The organism is Wenjunlia vitaminophila DSM 41686, assembly GCF_000380165.1.
In the GTDB taxonomy this organism is placed as follows: domain Bacteria; phylum Actinomycetota; class Actinomycetes; order Streptomycetales; family Streptomycetaceae; genus Wenjunlia; species Wenjunlia vitaminophila.
This window is the reverse complement of sequence record NZ_KB904656.1, coordinates 23,651-38,788: the sequence shown is the minus strand read 5'-3', so window position 1 is coordinate 38,788 and position 15,138 is coordinate 23,651. Positions and strand designations below refer to the sequence as shown.

The 15,138-nt window shown below is 72.5% G+C and carries 17 protein-coding genes; 16 read left to right on the top strand and 1 reads right to left on the bottom strand.

Features of this window, described 5'->3' with window-relative positions; genetic code table 11:
• Positions 1-54: 54 nt before the first annotated feature.
• From mhpD to A3IG_RS0107765, 16 genes are all read left to right on the top strand, one after another.
• A complete protein-coding gene (gene mhpD, locus A3IG_RS0107840; protein ID WP_018382999.1) occupies positions 55-888 on the top strand; it encodes a 2-keto-4-pentenoate hydratase in 834 nt (277 codons plus the stop codon).
• Entirely contained in the window at positions 885-1,853 is a 969-nt protein-coding gene (locus A3IG_RS0107835; protein ID WP_018382998.1) for an acetaldehyde dehydrogenase (acetylating), read from the top strand. The genes mhpD and A3IG_RS0107835 overlap by 4 nt, the downstream gene beginning before the upstream one ends.
• Positions 1,850-2,929, top strand: coding sequence for a 4-hydroxy-2-oxovalerate aldolase (gene dmpG / locus A3IG_RS0107830; RefSeq protein WP_018382997.1), 1,080 nt, complete (start codon positions 1,850-1,852; stop codon positions 2,927-2,929). The genes A3IG_RS0107835 and dmpG overlap by 4 nt, the downstream gene beginning before the upstream one ends.
• Before the next feature lie 317 nt (positions 2,930-3,246).
• Positions 3,247-4,035, top strand: coding sequence for a 2-keto-4-pentenoate hydratase (locus A3IG_RS0107825; protein WP_018382996.1), 789 nt, complete (start codon positions 3,247-3,249; stop codon positions 4,033-4,035).
• Between the two features lie 310 nt (positions 4,036-4,345).
• Complete coding sequence (locus tag A3IG_RS0107820) at positions 4,346-5,329, top strand: ABC transporter substrate-binding protein (protein WP_026220009.1); 984 nt, start codon at positions 4,346-4,348, stop codon at positions 5,327-5,329.
• Positions 5,330-5,480: 151 nt separating this feature from the next.
• Positions 5,481-6,320 carry an ABC transporter permease gene (locus A3IG_RS0107815; protein ID WP_018382994.1) on the top strand — a complete coding sequence of 280 codons (840 nt, stop codon included), beginning with the start codon at positions 5,481-5,483 and terminating at the stop codon, positions 6,318-6,320.
• Positions 6,317-7,105: an ABC transporter permease gene (locus A3IG_RS0107810; protein ID WP_018382993.1), complete on the top strand. Its 789-nt coding sequence runs from the start codon at positions 6,317-6,319 to the stop codon at positions 7,103-7,105. The genes A3IG_RS0107815 and A3IG_RS0107810 overlap by 4 nt, the downstream gene beginning before the upstream one ends.
• Entirely contained in the window at positions 7,102-7,944 is an 843-nt protein-coding gene (locus A3IG_RS0107805) for an ABC transporter ATP-binding protein (RefSeq protein WP_018382992.1), read from the top strand. Before A3IG_RS0107810 ends, A3IG_RS0107805 begins: the two co-directional genes overlap by 4 nt.
• Positions 7,941-8,852: a creatininase family protein gene (locus A3IG_RS0107800; protein ID WP_018382991.1), complete on the top strand. Its 912-nt coding sequence runs from the start codon at positions 7,941-7,943 to the stop codon at positions 8,850-8,852. The genes A3IG_RS0107805 and A3IG_RS0107800 overlap by 4 nt, the downstream gene beginning before the upstream one ends.
• Before the next feature lie 51 nt (positions 8,853-8,903).
• A complete protein-coding gene (locus A3IG_RS0107795) occupies positions 8,904-9,752 on the top strand; it encodes a DODA-type extradiol aromatic ring-opening family dioxygenase (protein WP_018382990.1) in 849 nt (282 codons plus the stop codon).
• 47 nt (positions 9,753-9,799) lie between these two features.
• Entirely contained in the window at positions 9,800-10,129 is a 330-nt protein-coding gene (locus tag A3IG_RS0107790; RefSeq protein ID WP_018382989.1) for a hypothetical protein, read from the top strand.
• A complete protein-coding gene (locus A3IG_RS0107785; protein WP_018382988.1) occupies positions 10,122-11,276 on the top strand; it encodes an amidohydrolase family protein in 1,155 nt (384 codons plus the stop codon). Before A3IG_RS0107790 ends, A3IG_RS0107785 begins: the two co-directional genes overlap by 8 nt.
• Positions 11,273-11,986 (top strand): FadR/GntR family transcriptional regulator, encoded by a 714-nt coding sequence (locus A3IG_RS0107780; protein ID WP_018382987.1) that lies wholly within the window; start codon positions 11,273-11,275, stop codon positions 11,984-11,986. Before A3IG_RS0107785 ends, A3IG_RS0107780 begins: the two co-directional genes overlap by 4 nt.
• Entirely contained in the window at positions 11,983-12,633 is a 651-nt protein-coding gene (locus tag A3IG_RS0107775) for a cysteine hydrolase family protein (RefSeq protein ID WP_018382986.1), read from the top strand. The genes A3IG_RS0107780 and A3IG_RS0107775 overlap by 4 nt, the downstream gene beginning before the upstream one ends.
• A gap of 21 nt (positions 12,634-12,654) precedes the next feature.
• Complete coding sequence (locus A3IG_RS0107770) at positions 12,655-12,873, top strand: tautomerase family protein (protein ID WP_018382985.1); 219 nt, start codon at positions 12,655-12,657, stop codon at positions 12,871-12,873.
• Positions 12,848-14,284 carry an aldehyde dehydrogenase gene (locus A3IG_RS0107765; RefSeq protein WP_018382984.1) on the top strand — a complete coding sequence of 479 codons (1,437 nt, stop codon included), beginning with the start codon at positions 12,848-12,850 and terminating at the stop codon, positions 14,282-14,284. Before A3IG_RS0107770 ends, A3IG_RS0107765 begins: the two co-directional genes overlap by 26 nt.
• A gap of 103 nt (positions 14,285-14,387) precedes the next feature.
• On the opposite strand, the gene A3IG_RS0107760 is transcribed toward A3IG_RS0107765, so the two are convergent.
• Positions 14,388-15,053, bottom strand: coding sequence for a hypothetical protein (locus A3IG_RS0107760; RefSeq protein WP_018382983.1), 666 nt, complete (start codon positions 15,051-15,053; stop codon positions 14,388-14,390).
• Positions 15,054-15,138 lie beyond the last annotated feature (85 nt).

The window sequence follows — 15,138 nt, the reverse complement described above, 5'->3', positions numbered from 1 at the left end:
GTCCCGCGTGTCCACGTCCCGCATCCGCCCCCTCCCGACCCACCGGCGGTCCCCATGACCGCCACGGAACCGACCGACCCGGTCCGGGCGGCGGCCGAGGCCCTCGCCCGGGCAGCCGAGACCGGCGTTCCCTGCTCCCCTGTCCGTGACCGGTTCGCGCCCGCGGACGTCGCGGCGGCCTACGCCGTGCAACGGGTCAACGTCCAGCGGCGGGTGGCCCGGGGGCACCGGGTGGTGGGCCGCAAGATCGGCCTGACCTCTCCGGCCGTGCAGCGGCAGCTCGGGGTGGACCAGCCCGACTACGGGGCCCTGCTCTCCGACATGGCCGTGCTCGACGGCGGGGTGGTCCCCGGCGGACGGCTCCTCCAGCCGAAGGTCGAGGCCGAGGTCGCCCTGGTCCTGGGGGCGGACCTGCCGCACCGGGGGACCACCGCGGCGGACGTGCTCAGGGCGGTGGAGTTCGCGCTGCCCGCACTGGAGGTCGTTGACAGCCGGATCGCCGACTGGGACATCAGCCTGGTGGACACGGTGGCCGACAACGCCTCGTCGGGCCTGTTCGTCCTCGGCGGCACACCCGTGCCCCTCACCTCGATCGACCTGCGCGACGTCCGGATGACCCTGGACCGGAACGGCGACCTGGTCTCGCGGGGGTCCGGCCGGGACTGCCTGGGCAGTCCGCTGAACGCGGCCGTCTGGCTGGCCTCCACCCTGGCCGCCGTGGGGGACCCGCTGCGCGCCGGGGACGTCGTGCTGACCGGCGCGCTGGGGCCGATGGCCGCGGCCTCACCCGGGGACGCGTTCGAGGCCCACATCGACGGGCTCGGCTCCGTGCGGGTCGGCTTCGCCCCGCACGCCACCGACGACCAGGACCAGGGAGGCCGGCGATGAACGCCACAGGACCCAGCGGACGGACCGCGGTCGCGGTCATCGGCTCGGGCAACATCGGCACCGACCTCATGATCAAGGTGCTGCGGCTCTCGGAGGGCCTCCGGGTCGTCGCGATGGCCGGGATCGACCCGGACTCCGACGGGCTGGCCAGGGCCCGCCGCCTGGGGATCGCCACGACCCACGCCGGTGTGGACGGCCTGGTCGCGATGGACGAGTTCGCCGAGGTGGAGATCGTCTTCGACGCCACCTCCGCCGGCGCCCACCAGCGCCACGAGGAGGTGCTGCGCCCGCGGGGACGGGTCCTCGTCGACCTCACCCCGGCCGCGTTGGGCCCCTACGTGGTGCCCCCGGTCAACGGCGACGCGCACCTGGACGCCCCGAACGTGAACATGGTGACCTGCGGCGGTCAGGCCACCATCCCGGTGGTCGCCGCGGTCTCAGCCGTCACGCCGGTGCACTACGCGGAGATCGTGGCGTCCATCGCCTCCCGCTCGGCCGGCCCCGGTACCCGCGCCAACATCGACGAGTTCACGGAGACCACCGCGTCCGCGCTGGAACGGGTCGGCGGCGCCGCGCGGGGCAAGGCCATCATCGTGCTCAACCCCGCGGAACCTCCGTTGATCATGCGTGACACCGTCTACTGCCTGGTCTCCGACTGCGACCGGGAGGCCGTGCGCGCCTCGGTCGAGGCCATGGTGGACCACGTCTCCGGCTACGTCCCCGGTTACCGCCTCAAACAACGGGTGCAGTTCACCCCGGTTCCTGACGACGATCCGCTGCGGCGGCTGCTACCTGCCGGCGCCACGGGCGGTCCCGCCCTGAAGGTGTCCGTGTTCCTCGAGGTCGCCGGCGCCGCCCACTACCTCCCCAGCTACGCGGGGAACCTCGACATCATGACCTCGGCCGCGCTGCGCACCGCCGAGCGCATCGCCGCGCACCGCTCCGGGAAGGTGGCCGTCCGATGACCGGGTCAAGCAACGCTCCCGCGCTGTACGTCCAGGACGTGACGCTGCGGGACGGCATGCACGCCGTCAGACACCGTTACACCGTGGACCAGGCCCGGGCCATCGCCGCCGCGCTCGACGCGGCCGGGGTGTCCGCTATCGAGATCGCCCACGGCGACGGCCTGGCCGGGTCCAGCATCACCTACGGCGTGGGCGCCCACACCGACTGGGAGTGGATCGAGGCCGTCGCGGACGTCACCCGCCGGGCGGTCCCGACCACGCTGCTGCTGCCCGGCATCGGTACCCTGCACGACCTGAGGCGGGCGCACTCCCTGGGCATCCGCTCGGTCCGGGTGGCCACCCACTGCACCGAGGCCGACATCGCCGCCCAGCACATCGCCGCGGCACGGGACCTGGGCATGGACGTCGCGGGGTTCCTGATGATGTCGCACATGGCCGCCCCGGAGGAACTCGCCCGGCAGGCCAAGCTGATGGAGTCGTACGGGGCCACCTGCGTGTACGTCACCGACTCCGGGGGCCGCCTGACCATGGACGGGGTGCGCGACCGCCTGCGGGCCTACCGCGACGTCCTGGCACCCTCCACGGAACTCGGCATCCACGCGCACCACAACCTGGCGCTCGGTGTGGCCAACACCGTGGTGGCCGTGGAGAACGGGGTCACCCGGGTGGACGCCTCACTCGCCGGTCAGGGGGCGGGGGCGGGCAACTGCCCGCTGGAGGCGTTCATCGCCGTGGCCGACCTGATGGGCTGGCAGCACGGCTGCGACCTGTTCCCGCTGATGGACGCCGCCGACGACCTGGTGCGCCCCCTGCAGGACCGCGAGGTCAGGGTGGACCGGGAGACGCTGACGCTGGGCTACGCCGGGGTCTACTCCAGCTTCCTGCGCCACGCCGAGGCCGCCGCCCGCCAGGTGGGACTGGACACCCGCAGCATCCTGGTCGAGGTGGGGCGGCGCGGCATGGTCGGCGGCCAGGAAGACATGATCATGGACGTCGCGCTGGACCTGGTGGAACAGGGAGACCGGTCCCGTGTCGCGGCGGCGACCGTCGGGACCGCGGACGCCCCCGGGCAGTGAACCTCCGCGGCGCGCCCTCGCCGGTGGGCGGCGCGGGGTTCGCCAAACTCATCGCTATCAATCTATTGATTGCACTATTTTCATGTTCCATACTGCAACGACTGGCGCACCGTTCGACCTGGAGGCGCGGGTGTTCACGTCGTCGCAGGCGGCGGCTCCGGCCGCGTCAATCCGTCCCCTTCCGGCCTTACGAGGGTGAGGTCCCCGGCTCGTCAGTGAGCCCCGGACCACGCCGACCTCGGGGTCCCGCCGTTCAGGGGGCCGGTGGACCCATCGACGCGGCCAGTCGCCGCAGCAAGCCGGAAGGAAAGAACCGCATGGCTGAGTGGACGATCGACACGGCCGTTGACGAACTGCTCCGCAGGGAGCGGGAACGTCAGGACGGCGGTCGGATCACCGACCAGTGGCCGGCGCTGGACCTCGGGACGGCGTACCGGGTGCAGGACGCGCTGCTGGCGCGCAAGGTGGACGCGGGCGAGCGGGTGGTCGGGGTCAAACTCGGCCTCACCTCGCGGGCCAAGCAGCGACGGATGGGTGTGGACTCGCCGTTGACCGGCTGGCTCACGGACGCCATGGTGCTGCCCGAAGGGGCGCCCGTCCCGCTCGCCGAGACCATCCACCCCCGGGTGGAGCCGGAGATCGCCTTCACCATGGGCGAGCGTCTGGCCGGCCCGGACGTGACGCCGGAGCGGGCGCTGGCCGCGGTCGCCTCCGTGCACGCCGGGTTCGAGGTGATCGACAGTCGCTACCGGGACTTCAGCTTCGCGCTGGGGGACGTGGTGGCGGACAACGCCTCCTCCTGCCGGTTCGTGGTCTCCTCGACCGCCGTACCGCCCCACGGCCTGGACCTGGCCGCCGAGGGGTGCCGGCTGGGCATCGACGGCGACCCCGTCGACCAGGCCACCGGCACGGCGGTCCTGGGTCACCCGGCGGCGGCCCTGGCGCTGGCCGCCAACGACCTGGCCCGGCGCGGCCTGGCGATCGAGGCGGGGTGGACCGTGCTGACCGGCGGTCTCACCGACGCGGTCCTCGCCGAGCCGGGCCGCACGATCACCGTTGACTTCGACACCCTGGGCAGCCTGTCCCTGACCACCGCGGTGGGCTGAGAGCCCTCGACTCCCGGCGACCGCTGACCGGTCACCGCCCCCGCGGCTCCCCCCCCGCCGCTCCTCGTGGGTCCGTCTCCGCACCGTCGCCCCAACCGTTCCGCCGGCGGCCCGTTCGTGCCCGCCACGTCTTCCCGTCGTCCTGACCGACCCGTTCGTCCCGCCGGCCACCGCTCCCGGCGTTCCCCTCACGGACTCCCGCGCGCGTCCCCGGGGACCCGGCGGCAGCCACCCTGTTCCCGCCCAGGCCCACGCCGTCGGTCACCCCCACACCGCCTCCCCTCACCCTCCTTCGCATTGGAGCCCCGGCATGCCTGTTTTCCACCGTCGTCACAGACTCGCCGCCGCAGCAGCAGCAGCCGCCATCGCCCTCACCGCCGTTTCGGCCTGCGGGTCGGACTCCGGCGGCGGTGGGAAGTCCGGCTCGGGGAAGGCCGACATCACCCTCGGCGTGATCCCGATCATCGACATAGCCCCGATCAAGCTCGGCGTGAAGAAGGGCTTCTTCGCCGAGCAGAACCTGAACGTCAAGCTCCAGGAGTCCCAGGGCGGCGCCGCGATCGTGCCGGCCGTGGTGAGCGGGGACTACCAGTTCGGGTACAGCAACATCGTCAGTCTGCTGGTCGCCAAGAGCAAGGGCGTGCCGGTGAAGATGGTGTCGGTCGGCGCCCGGGCCTCCGACGACGAACTCGACGACGGCTCGGGTCAGTTGATGACCAGTTCGTCCTCCATCAACACCGTGGCCGACCTGGCCGGCAAGAAGATCGCCGTCAACACCCTGAAGGGCATCAACGAGGTCGCCGTCCGCACCAGCCTCGAGAAGAGCGGTGTCCCGGGCGACGACGTGTCCCTGGTCGAGGTGCCGATCCCGAACATGCCGGCCGCCCTGAAGTCCGGTGACGTCGACGCCGCCATGATGGGCGAGCCGTTCGTCACGGTCGCCGAGAAGCAGGGCGCGCACCCGGTGCCGGTCAGCTACGCGGCCATGGGCAAGCAGATGCCGTTCGCCGGCTGGTTCGTCGCTGAGCGGTACGCGGCCGACAACCCCGAGGTGGTCAAGCGGTTCACCACCGCCCTGGAGAAGTCGCTGCGGTACGCCGAGGAGCACCCCGACGAGGCCCGGGCCACGCTCGACAGCTACCTCAAGCTCGACGAGGGCGTCAGCGCGGCGGTCACCCTGCCCGGCTGGGACCCGACCACCTCCCGCGACGAGATCGAGAACCTCGCGAAGTTGACCGTGGACGCCGGTCTGATCGACGACCTCAAGCCCCTGGACGCCCTGCTCGACCAGTGACGCTCCGGGCCCGGCCGGCGGGTGTCCGCGCCCGGCGGGCCGCCGGCCGGGGCCCGCACGACCGCTCCCCACTCCCTGCCGCGGCCCAGCGGGTCGCCGTCCACCCCGCACCCCGACCCACCGTTCCGAGCCTCGACAAGTCGGAGATGACGTGACACTTCAACCGCGCCGTGCCGGCCCGCCCCCGGCCCCCCACCCCCGGTCCCGCACCCGGACGGGCGCCCTTCCCGAACCGCTGCTCGGCCTGCTCGGGCTGGTGCTGCTGGCCGGGGTGTTGGAGGTGTTGCCGAGGACCGGCGTGGTCTCCGCGGACTACCTGCCGCCGTTCAGCGAGATCGCGGACGCCCTGGTCGGTGTGGCCGGCGAGGAGTCCTTCTGGCAGGCGCTCCTGGACACCGCCGAGGGCTGGGGCTACGGCCTGGCCATCGCCGTCGGCGTCGGCACCGGGCTCGGCCTGCTGATCGGCAGTGTGGAGGTGCTGCGCCGGGCCACCGCGTCGACCATCGAGTTCCTGCGGCCGATCCCCTCGGTGGCGCTGGTTCCGCTCGCGGTCCTGGTCTACGGCACCGGTCTTGAGTCCACGCTGCTGCTCGTGGTGTACGCGGCGGTGTGGCCGGTGCTGCTCCAGATGCTGGCCGGGGTGCGGGACGTGGACCCGGTGGCCAGGGACACCGCGGCGAGTTACCGGTTCACCCGGTGGGCGCGGCTGAGGCACGTGACCTGGCCGACCGCCCTGCCGTACCTGATGACCGGGGTGCGGCTGTCGGCCTCGGTGGCGCTGATCCTGGCGATCAGCTCGCAGTTGATCATCGGTAGCCCGGGCATTGGGAAGGAGATCGCGCTGGCCCAGTCGAGCAACGCGGTGGAGGAGATGTACGCGTTGGTGATCGTGACCGGTGCGCTGGGGGTCTGCGTCAACGTGGCCGCCCGTGCCCTGGAACGGCGGGTGCTCGCCTGGCACACCTCGGTGCGGACGGAGGCCGTGACGTGAACGTGCTGAAGGCAGGAGCCAGGGCGTTCCTCCACCTCTTCGGACTGCCCGCGGCGCTGCTCGCGCTGTGGTGGTTCTTCGCCGCGCGCAGCGACAGCTTCTACTACCCCACGCTCAACGAGATCCTTTCCGCCTTCGGGGAGACCTGGTTCTCCTCCCGGATCGTGGACGACGTGCTGCCCAGCCTCTGGCGGCTGGCCGTCGGCTACCTCGGTGCGGTGGTGCTCGGGGTGACGCTCGGCGTGTTGCTCGGTTCGCACCGCCAACTGCGGGCCCTGCTCGAACCCGTGTTGGAGTTCTTCCGGGCCATTCCGCCGCCGGTGCTGATCCCCGTGCTGATGCTGTTCAGCGGCATCGGGGACAGCATGAAGATCACCGTCATCATCGTCGGCTCCGTCTGGCCGGTGATGCTTAACACCGTGGAGGGCGTCCGCGCCATCGACGACGTGCTGGCGGACACCGCGCGCTGCTACGGGATCACCGGCGCCGCCCGGCTGCGCCGGCTGGTGCTGCCGGCGGCCAGCCCACAGATCGTGGCCGGCATGCGCCAGGCGCTGTCCATCTCGATCATCCTCATGGTGATCAGTGAGATGTTCGCCAGCTCCAGCGGGCTCGGGTTCGCCATCGTCCAGTTCCAACGGAGCTTCGCCATCCCGGAGATGTGGAGCGGCATCCTCCTGCTCGGTCTGCTGGGTTTCGCCCTCTCGCTGCTCTTCGGCCTCCTGGAGTCCCGGGTCCTGCACTGGCACCGCGGGCTCCGCCAATCGCAAAAGGGAGAGAAATGACCAGCACGGACGTGAAATCCGCGGTGCGCGCCGACTCGGGCCTGCTCGACGTCCGGGGCGTCCAGAAGACCTACTACGGCTCGGGCCGGACCGTCGAGGCGGTGCGGGACCTGACGTTCTCCGTCGGAACGGGCGAGCTGGCCTGCATCGTCGGCCCGTCGGGCGCCGGCAAGACGACGTTGCTCAAGTGCATCGCCGGTCTGCTGCCCCCCACCGGGGGCGAGGTGCGGCTCGGCGGGGCACGGGTGCAGGGGCCGCCGCCGGGCATGGCCGTGGTGTTCCAGGAGTACGGCCGCAGCCTCTTCCCGTGGATGACGGTCGCGGACAACATCGCACTCCCGCTGAAGCAGAAACGGACACCCAAGCCGCGCCGTGCCGCGCTGGTCGCCGAGGCGCTGGAATCCGTGGGGCTCAGGGACGTGCCGCACGCCTACCCCTGGCAGCTCTCCGGCGGCATGCAGCAGCGGGTGGCGATCGCCCGGGCCATCGCCTACGAGCCCGACGTGCTGCTGATGGACGAGCCCTTCGCCGCCGTGGACGCCCAGACCAGGGCCGAACTGGAGGACCTCACCCGCTCGCTGTGGCGGAACCTGGGGATGACGGTGCTGTTCGTCACCCACGACATCGACGAGGCGGTGTACCTGGGGCAGCGGGTGCTGGTGCTCTCCGGGTCACCAACAGTGGTCATGGAAGACGTCGCCGTGGACCTGCCCGCGGAACGCGAACAGTTGAGCACCCGTGCGCTGCCCCGCTTCGCCGAGTTGCGCGCCCACGTCTACGAGCAGGTGCAGCGGGCCAAGACGTTCCACACCGCACCCGCGGCGGGAGCGTCGGCGTGAGCGCGGGTACGGCCGGCGCCGACCCGACGACCGGGACCGGCGCCCGCGCCGACGTCTTCCACGACACCATCGCGGAGCTGACCTGGTACGAGGTGGAGCGGGCGGCCCTGGACGGCGCGGTCCTGCTGTGGGCGTTCGGCGTGATCGAACAGCACGGGCCGCACCTGCCCACCGGCACCGACGTCTACCTGCCCAGCGCCAGGCTGCGGGAGGTGCGCGGGCTGTTGGCGGAGCGTGGGGTCCGGGCGCTGATCGTGCCGCCGTACTACTGGGGCATCAACGTGGTCTCCGGCAGCTTCCCCGCCTCCTACAGCATCCGCCCCGAGCTGATGACCGAGGTCGTCGCCGACCTGATGGCCGGCATGGCGCGCGACGGGTTCCGGCACGTCTTCTGCTTCAGCGGCCACGGCGACGCCCTGCACAACCGGACCGTGCACGCCGGGGTGCGGGCCGCCCGCGAACGGACCGGGATCGACGCGAGCTTCGTGATGGAACCGGAGCTGGCCGGGCGCCTCGGCCTGTCCCCCGACGACCCCTGCCTGACGCTGCACGCCACCGGCCCGGTGGACGGCGGTGCGGCGTTCTCGTCCTCCACCGCGGCGGCCCCGGACGGCGACGCCCCCGGCGGCGGTCTCGACGTGCACGCCGGGCGCTGGGAGACGTCGATGATGCTGCACTGCCACCCCGACCTCGTCCGGGACGAGGTGCGCGCCACGCTGCCGCCCACCGACCTCGGGCCGGAGGAACTGGCCGTCTGGCGCCGGGGGCACGACGACGCGCGGCGCACCACCCCGCTCGGCTACTTCGGTGACCCGGCGGCGGCCGGAGCGGCCGAGGGGCACCGGTCCCACCTGCTGTCGGCGGAACAGGCCGCGGCGGCCATCGTCGAGCGGCTCGAGCGCGGCTGACGCCATCAACCACATCCATCACATCGTTCAGCGGAAGGTAGCGGAGGAGACATGGCAGAGATCAGCCTGGCCCTGGCCGCGAGCCACACGCCCGGCCTCACCGGGTGGTTCGACAAGGCCCCCGACGAGGACCGGCGCATCGTCAGACGGGCCTACGACGCGATCCACCAGGCCGTGCTCGACTCGCGCACGGACGTGCTCCTGGTCATCGGCAACGACCACGTGGCCAACGCCAGGGTGAACGACTACGCCGACTTCACCTTCGGTCTCGCCGAGCGGCACACCGGGCCCGACGAGTGGTTCAAGCCGTGGCTGCGCGTCGCCGACTACGCCCTGCCGGGCGCCCCCGACGTCGCCGCGACCCTCCACGACCAGGTGCGGGACAGCGGCCGCACCGTCCGTGCCGTGCGGGAAAACCTGCGGTTCGACGACAACCTCTCGGTCCCCAGCGCGATGGCTGACCTGCCCGGAACCGGGGTGGCCGTGGTGCCGGTGCTCCAGAACTGCACGGTTCCCCCGGTCCCCGACGAGCGCGCCTGCTACGCCTTCGGCCAGGCCCTGGGCACCGCGATCCGCACCGCCCTGCCCGACGGCCTCCGGGTGGGACTGCTCGGCTCCGGCGGGCTCAGCCACGAGCCCGGGGGCCCCCGCTACCTGGAGATCGACGAGGAGTTCGACCGGTGGTGGCTCGACCTGCTGGTGGCCGGCGACCACGAGCGCGTCCTGGCCGAGGCGACCTTCGAGCGGATGGAGGAGGCCGGCTCCGGCGGCACCGCCGAGTTGCTGTCCTGGGTGGTCGTGATGGGTGCGATCGGTCCGCGCCCCTGCACCTCGCTCGGCTACTCCGCGGTGGACCAGTGGCGCTGCGGCGTCGGCGCCGTCCAGTGGGACCTCTCCTGACCCAGTCCACCGGCGCCCGCTCTCAACCACACGGAAGGACGAACCCCATGGCGCTCGACCGTTTCAACCCACTGCTGCGGACCAACGACCTGGTGCAGGACCTGAAGTGGGACCGCGACCTACGGGCCCGTTTCGAGGCCGACGAGGCCCAGGTGCTGGCCGACTACCCGCTCAGCGACGAGGAGCGGACCGCGATCAGGGAGCGGGACTTCCGCCGCCTCCACGAACTCGGCCTCCATCCCTACCTGCTCTCCCAGCTCGCCCGCCTGATCCACGGCACGGGGGAGAAGGCAGGGACCTCGCAGGCCGCGACCGAGCTGATCAGGTCGCTGCTGGGCGACCAGTACGAGAGCTACATGGCGGAGCGCGGTGAGTGAGCAGTTGACGGACGACACCCCGGTGCCACCCGCACCGGTGATCGACATCCACACCCACGCCATGCCGATGCCCTTCCTCCGGCAGCTCGAACGGGAGGGCCGCGCCGACCTGTCCGGGGCCGGCCGCAACGTGCTCACCCTCGATCCGGAGCTGTGCGGGTTGCCGCCGGGCGCGCCGGTGCCGCTCGCGCCGGAGCAGTACGACCTGGCGCGGCGGCTGGAGCAGTTGCGGCGTTCCGGCGTCGACCACCAGGTGGTGGCGGCCCCACCGTTCGTCTTCGCGTCCGAGTCGGCTGACGAGCGGCTGGTGCTGGACGTCACCCGCCGTTCCAACGACGCCGTCGCCGAGTTCACCGCCGCCTCGGGCGGCCGACTCTCCGGTCTCGCCACCGTCCCCGTCGGCGTGCCCGGCGCGGTCGAGGAACTGGCCCGCTGCCTGGACCAGCTCGGCATGGTCGGCGCCACCATGGGCTCCTTCGGAGGGCGGCGCGAGCTTGACCACCCGGTCAACGAGGAACTGTGGGCGGCGCTGGCCGAACGCCGGTGCTTCACCCTGCTCCACCCCAGCCGGGTCTCCTCCCGGGACCGGCTCGCCGACTACCACCTGGTCCAGCTCCTCGGCTACCCGGTGGAGACGGCGCTCGCCACCTCCCGGCTGATCTTCGGCGGGGTGCTCGACCGGCACGACCTGGTGCTGTGCCTGGCCCACGGCGGGGGCTGCGCGCCCGCCGTGGGCGCCAGGCTCGACCTGGGCTGGCACCGCAAGCCGGTGACCCGCGTGGTGGCGAACGCACCGACCGACTACCTGCGTCGCCTGCGCTACGACACCGCGGTGTTCGACAGCAAGGTCCTCGGCCGGCTGGTCGAGGACGTGACCGCGGCCAACGTGCTGCTGGGCACCGACGCCCCCTTCGACCTGGTGGACAGCGATCCGCTGCGGACCGTCCGCGGCATCGGCCTGGGCGAGGACGAGGAGGCCGCGATCCTCGGCGGCAACGCCCAAGTGCTCCTTCCGGGGCTGGTGTTGGCGTCGGGGGACCCCGGAGGGTCCGGGCCGGGCGCCACCGCGCCGTCGGACGCCAGCGGCCGTGACCCGGTCGCTACTCTCGCGGTCCCACCCCATCACGGCGAAGGGCAGCAGACATGAGCACCGAAGGAGCGACGGACGAGCTGCGGCGGTCGTCGCGGGCCGAGGCGGTGGCCAAGCGCATCGAGGCACGGATCTCCGAGCAGGCCCTGCGCAGCGGCCACCGCCTGGGCACCAAGGAGAGCCTGCGGCGGGAGTTCGACGTGGCGGCGGCCACGTTCAACGAGTCGGTCAGGCTCCTGGTGTCCCGCGGCACCATCTCCGTCCGGCCGGGCGTGAAGGGCGGCGTCTTCGTCGCCTCGCCGCCCGCACTGGTCCGACTGGGCCGCAAGATGCTGGAACTCAGCGGCGACTCGGTGTCCGTCTCCGACTGCCTCGTCGTCCGGGACACCCTGGAACCGCTGGTCGCCCAGGAGGCGATGCGTCACCGCACCGATGCCGACGTCGCCGAACTGCGCGGCCTCGCCGCGGCCATGGCCCCCCGCGGGCAGTCCACCGCGGACTACCTGGCGGCGAACTGGGCGCTGCACCGGCGGATCGCGGAGATCACCCCCAACCAGATCCTCAGGCACACCTACGTCTCCCTGTTGGAGTACGTGGAGAGCAGGCTCCGGGGCGTCACCGCCGACGACCCGGCCCGCAACGACCCCGAGGGACCCGCGGTCCACCGCGAGTTGGTCGAGGCGATCGCCGCCGGCGACGCCGAGCGGCTGAACCGGGCCCTGGCCGCCCACCTCTCACTGACCGTCGCGCGCCGGGAGGCCGGATGACCACGAACGACACCGCCCTGCTCGTCATCGACGTGCAGAACGACTACTGCCACCCGGACGGCGTGTTCGCCGCCGCCGGGCTGCGGGTCGCCGACCCGGACGCACTGGTGGACCGGATCAACGCCCTGGTCGCGGCGGCCCGCGCCCACCACAGGCCGGTCATCTGGGTGGACATGGAGTGGCCGGACGACGCCAGCGTCGGGCTGCTCGCCGAGCGCAGCCCGTTCCTGCGCACCCGCGGACTGCGGCGCGGGACCTGGGGCGCCCAGCCGCTCGCCGGCCTGGACCGCAGGCCGGAGGACCACCGGGTCACCAAGCCCAGGTTCAGCGCCTTCCACCGCACCGACCTGGCGGCGCTGCTGGGTGAGTTGGGCGTGGGGACGCTCGTGGTCGCGGGGGTACGCACGGACTTCTGCGTGGAGTCCACCGTCCGGGACGCGTTCTTCCGCGACCTGCGGGCGGTGGTCGCCGCGGACGCCGTCGCCGGGTACGTGGAGGACCTCCACCGCAACAGCCTGCGGCTGATGGGCACCGTGTTCGCCGAGGTGGTGCCGGGTGACGCCGCGGTGGACGTGCTCGCGGGCCGCGCGGCCCGGACGGTCCGCCAGCGCCCGGCCGCCCGACCAGCCGACCACCACACCACCTGACCGCCGAGGAGAGGAACGCCGATGCCTCTGATTGAGGTGTCCCTGGTCGAGGGACGCGCACCCGAACAGCTCCGTGCGCTGATCACCGGGCTCACCGAGGCCGCCGAGACCGCGCTGGGCGCACCGCGGTCGAGCATCCGCGTCATCCTCCGCGAGGTGCCCGCCACGCACTGGGCCGCCGGGGACATGACCATCGAGGAGAGAAGAGAGCACCATGGACCTCATACCGCACCTCATTGACGGTAAGGAGACGGAGTCCGGCGACGGCGCCCGGTTCGCCACCACCGATCCCTGGACCAGGGAGCCGTGGGCCGAGGTGGCCCTCGGCGGCGCCGAGGAGGCCGGCGCCGCGGTGGCCGCGGCCCGCCGCGCCTTCGACGAGGGCCCGTGGCCGCGGATGGGCTTCGCCGAACGCGGGGCGGTGCTGCACCGGCTCGCCGACCTGATGGAGGCCCACCGGGACGAGTTGGCGCTCGCGGACACCACCGACATGGGCAAGCCGATCGCCGACAGCACCAGCAAGGACGTTCCGCGCTCGGCGCTCAACTTCCGTTTCTTCGCCGACCACGCCCGGCTCGCGGCCGGGGACGCCCTGCCGATGGACAGCGGCCACCACGCCTACACCCGGTTCGAGGCGGCCGGGGTGGTCGCCGCCATCGCCCCGTGGAACTTCCCGCTGATGCTGGAGACGTGGAAGGTGGCGCCGGCCCTCGCCTGGGGGAACACCGTGGTGCTCAAGCCGGCGGAGGACACCCCGGCGTCGGCCGCCATCCTGGCCAGGCTCGCCCTCGAGGCCGGGATGCCGCCCGGGGTGCTCAACGTGGTGCACGGGTACGGTCCCGGGTCGGCCGGTGAGGCACTGACCACCGACCCCCGGGTGGACCGCATCACCTTCACCGGGGAGTCCGGCACCGGCCGCGCCATCGCCAGGGCGGCAGCCGCCAACCTGACCCCGGTCAGCCTCGAACTGGGCGGCAAGGGCGCCAACCTGGTCTTCGCCGACGCGGACCTGGACTCCGCCGTCGCCTGGTCGATCCGCGCGATCTTCCACAACGCCGGGCAGGTGTGCCTCGCCGGCAGCCGGCTGTTCGTGCAGCGCGAGGTCCACGACGAGTTCCTGGCCCGGTTCACCGCCGCGGCCGACGCCCTGACCATCGGCGACCCCAAGGACCCGGTCACCCAGCTCGGTCCGCTCGCCTCGCACGAGCACTACCAGAAGGTCCGCTCCTACCTCGACGGCGCGGAGGCCGACGGCGGCACCGTGGTCACCGGCGGCACCGGCGACGGCTGGGTGGTGCGCCCCACCGTCATCACCGGCGCGCCGCCCACCGCCCGGGTCCGCCGCGAGGAGGTCTTCGGCCCGGTGGTCACCGTCACCCCGTTCGACACCGAGGCCGAGGCGGTCGCCGCCGCCAACGACACGCCGTACGGACTGAACGCCATGGTCTTCACCGAGAACCTCTCCCGCGCCCACCGCGTCTCCGCGGCGCTCAGGGCCGGCACGGTGTGGGCCAACTGCTTCTTCGTCCGCGACCTGCGCGCCCCGTTCGGTGGCGTCGGGGACTCCGGCGTGGGTCGTGAGGGGGGCAACTTCAGCCGCGAGTTCTTCACCGAGCCCAAGGCCGTGGTGATGGCCGTCTCCCCCGCCTGATCCGGCTCCGACCCGCCCCGGGCAGCGGCGTGGCCAGCCGCTGCCCGGGGGCCACCGGGAACACCGCGCGGGGACCCGCACGCTCGGGCCGGGCGGGCGTGTCCTACGCCGCTCCGCCGCAGATCCAGGAATAGGGCCTGCCGACCTGGACGATCAGCTCAAGGGGCTGGGTGGTTCCCGCGGGGCATTCCTCCTGGGCCGAGACCAGGTCGAGGACCTTGATCGATTCCTCGTCGCCCGAGCCGCAGGCGATCTCGGCTGCGGTGGAGTTCACACAGTCCCCCTTCACCAACTGCCCTCCCCCCTGTCCGGGGTCACCCGGGTGGTCAGCGGACAGGTTGCGGCCACAGACGGTCTTCGTGGGCAGCCCGCCACCGGCGTCGCCGGCACCGAACGACATCGACACCTGGACGATCAGGTCGGTGCCGCCCGGGCACTGCACGGACCCGGGGAGGACCCCCGCGTCCTCCAACTTGAGGACCTTCATCGTGGCCGCGCTGTCCTTGCAGTCGAGCACCTGGTAGCCGTCGGGGCCGTTGTCCGGGTCCGGGCCGCCGCAGCCGCCGACCGTCCACTCCTGCGAGCCCTTGCTCGCCTTGGTGTCCGACGAGTCGTCGTCGCGGCCCCACCAGGACCAGGCGACGGCGCCCACGATCCCGAGGATGACCAGGGCGGACAACAGCGTCTTCAGCCCTTCCACGGACCCGCGGTCCCCACTGGTCCCGCCCCTGCGCCGCGGTGCGGACGAACTGTCGTTCCGCCAGGTCATGTGTGTTCTCCTTGCCGGGTAGCTGCGCTCGTTCACCCGGCCTGGACGATCATCGTTCGGCCGCGGTTCCCCCCGCTGCGAAAAC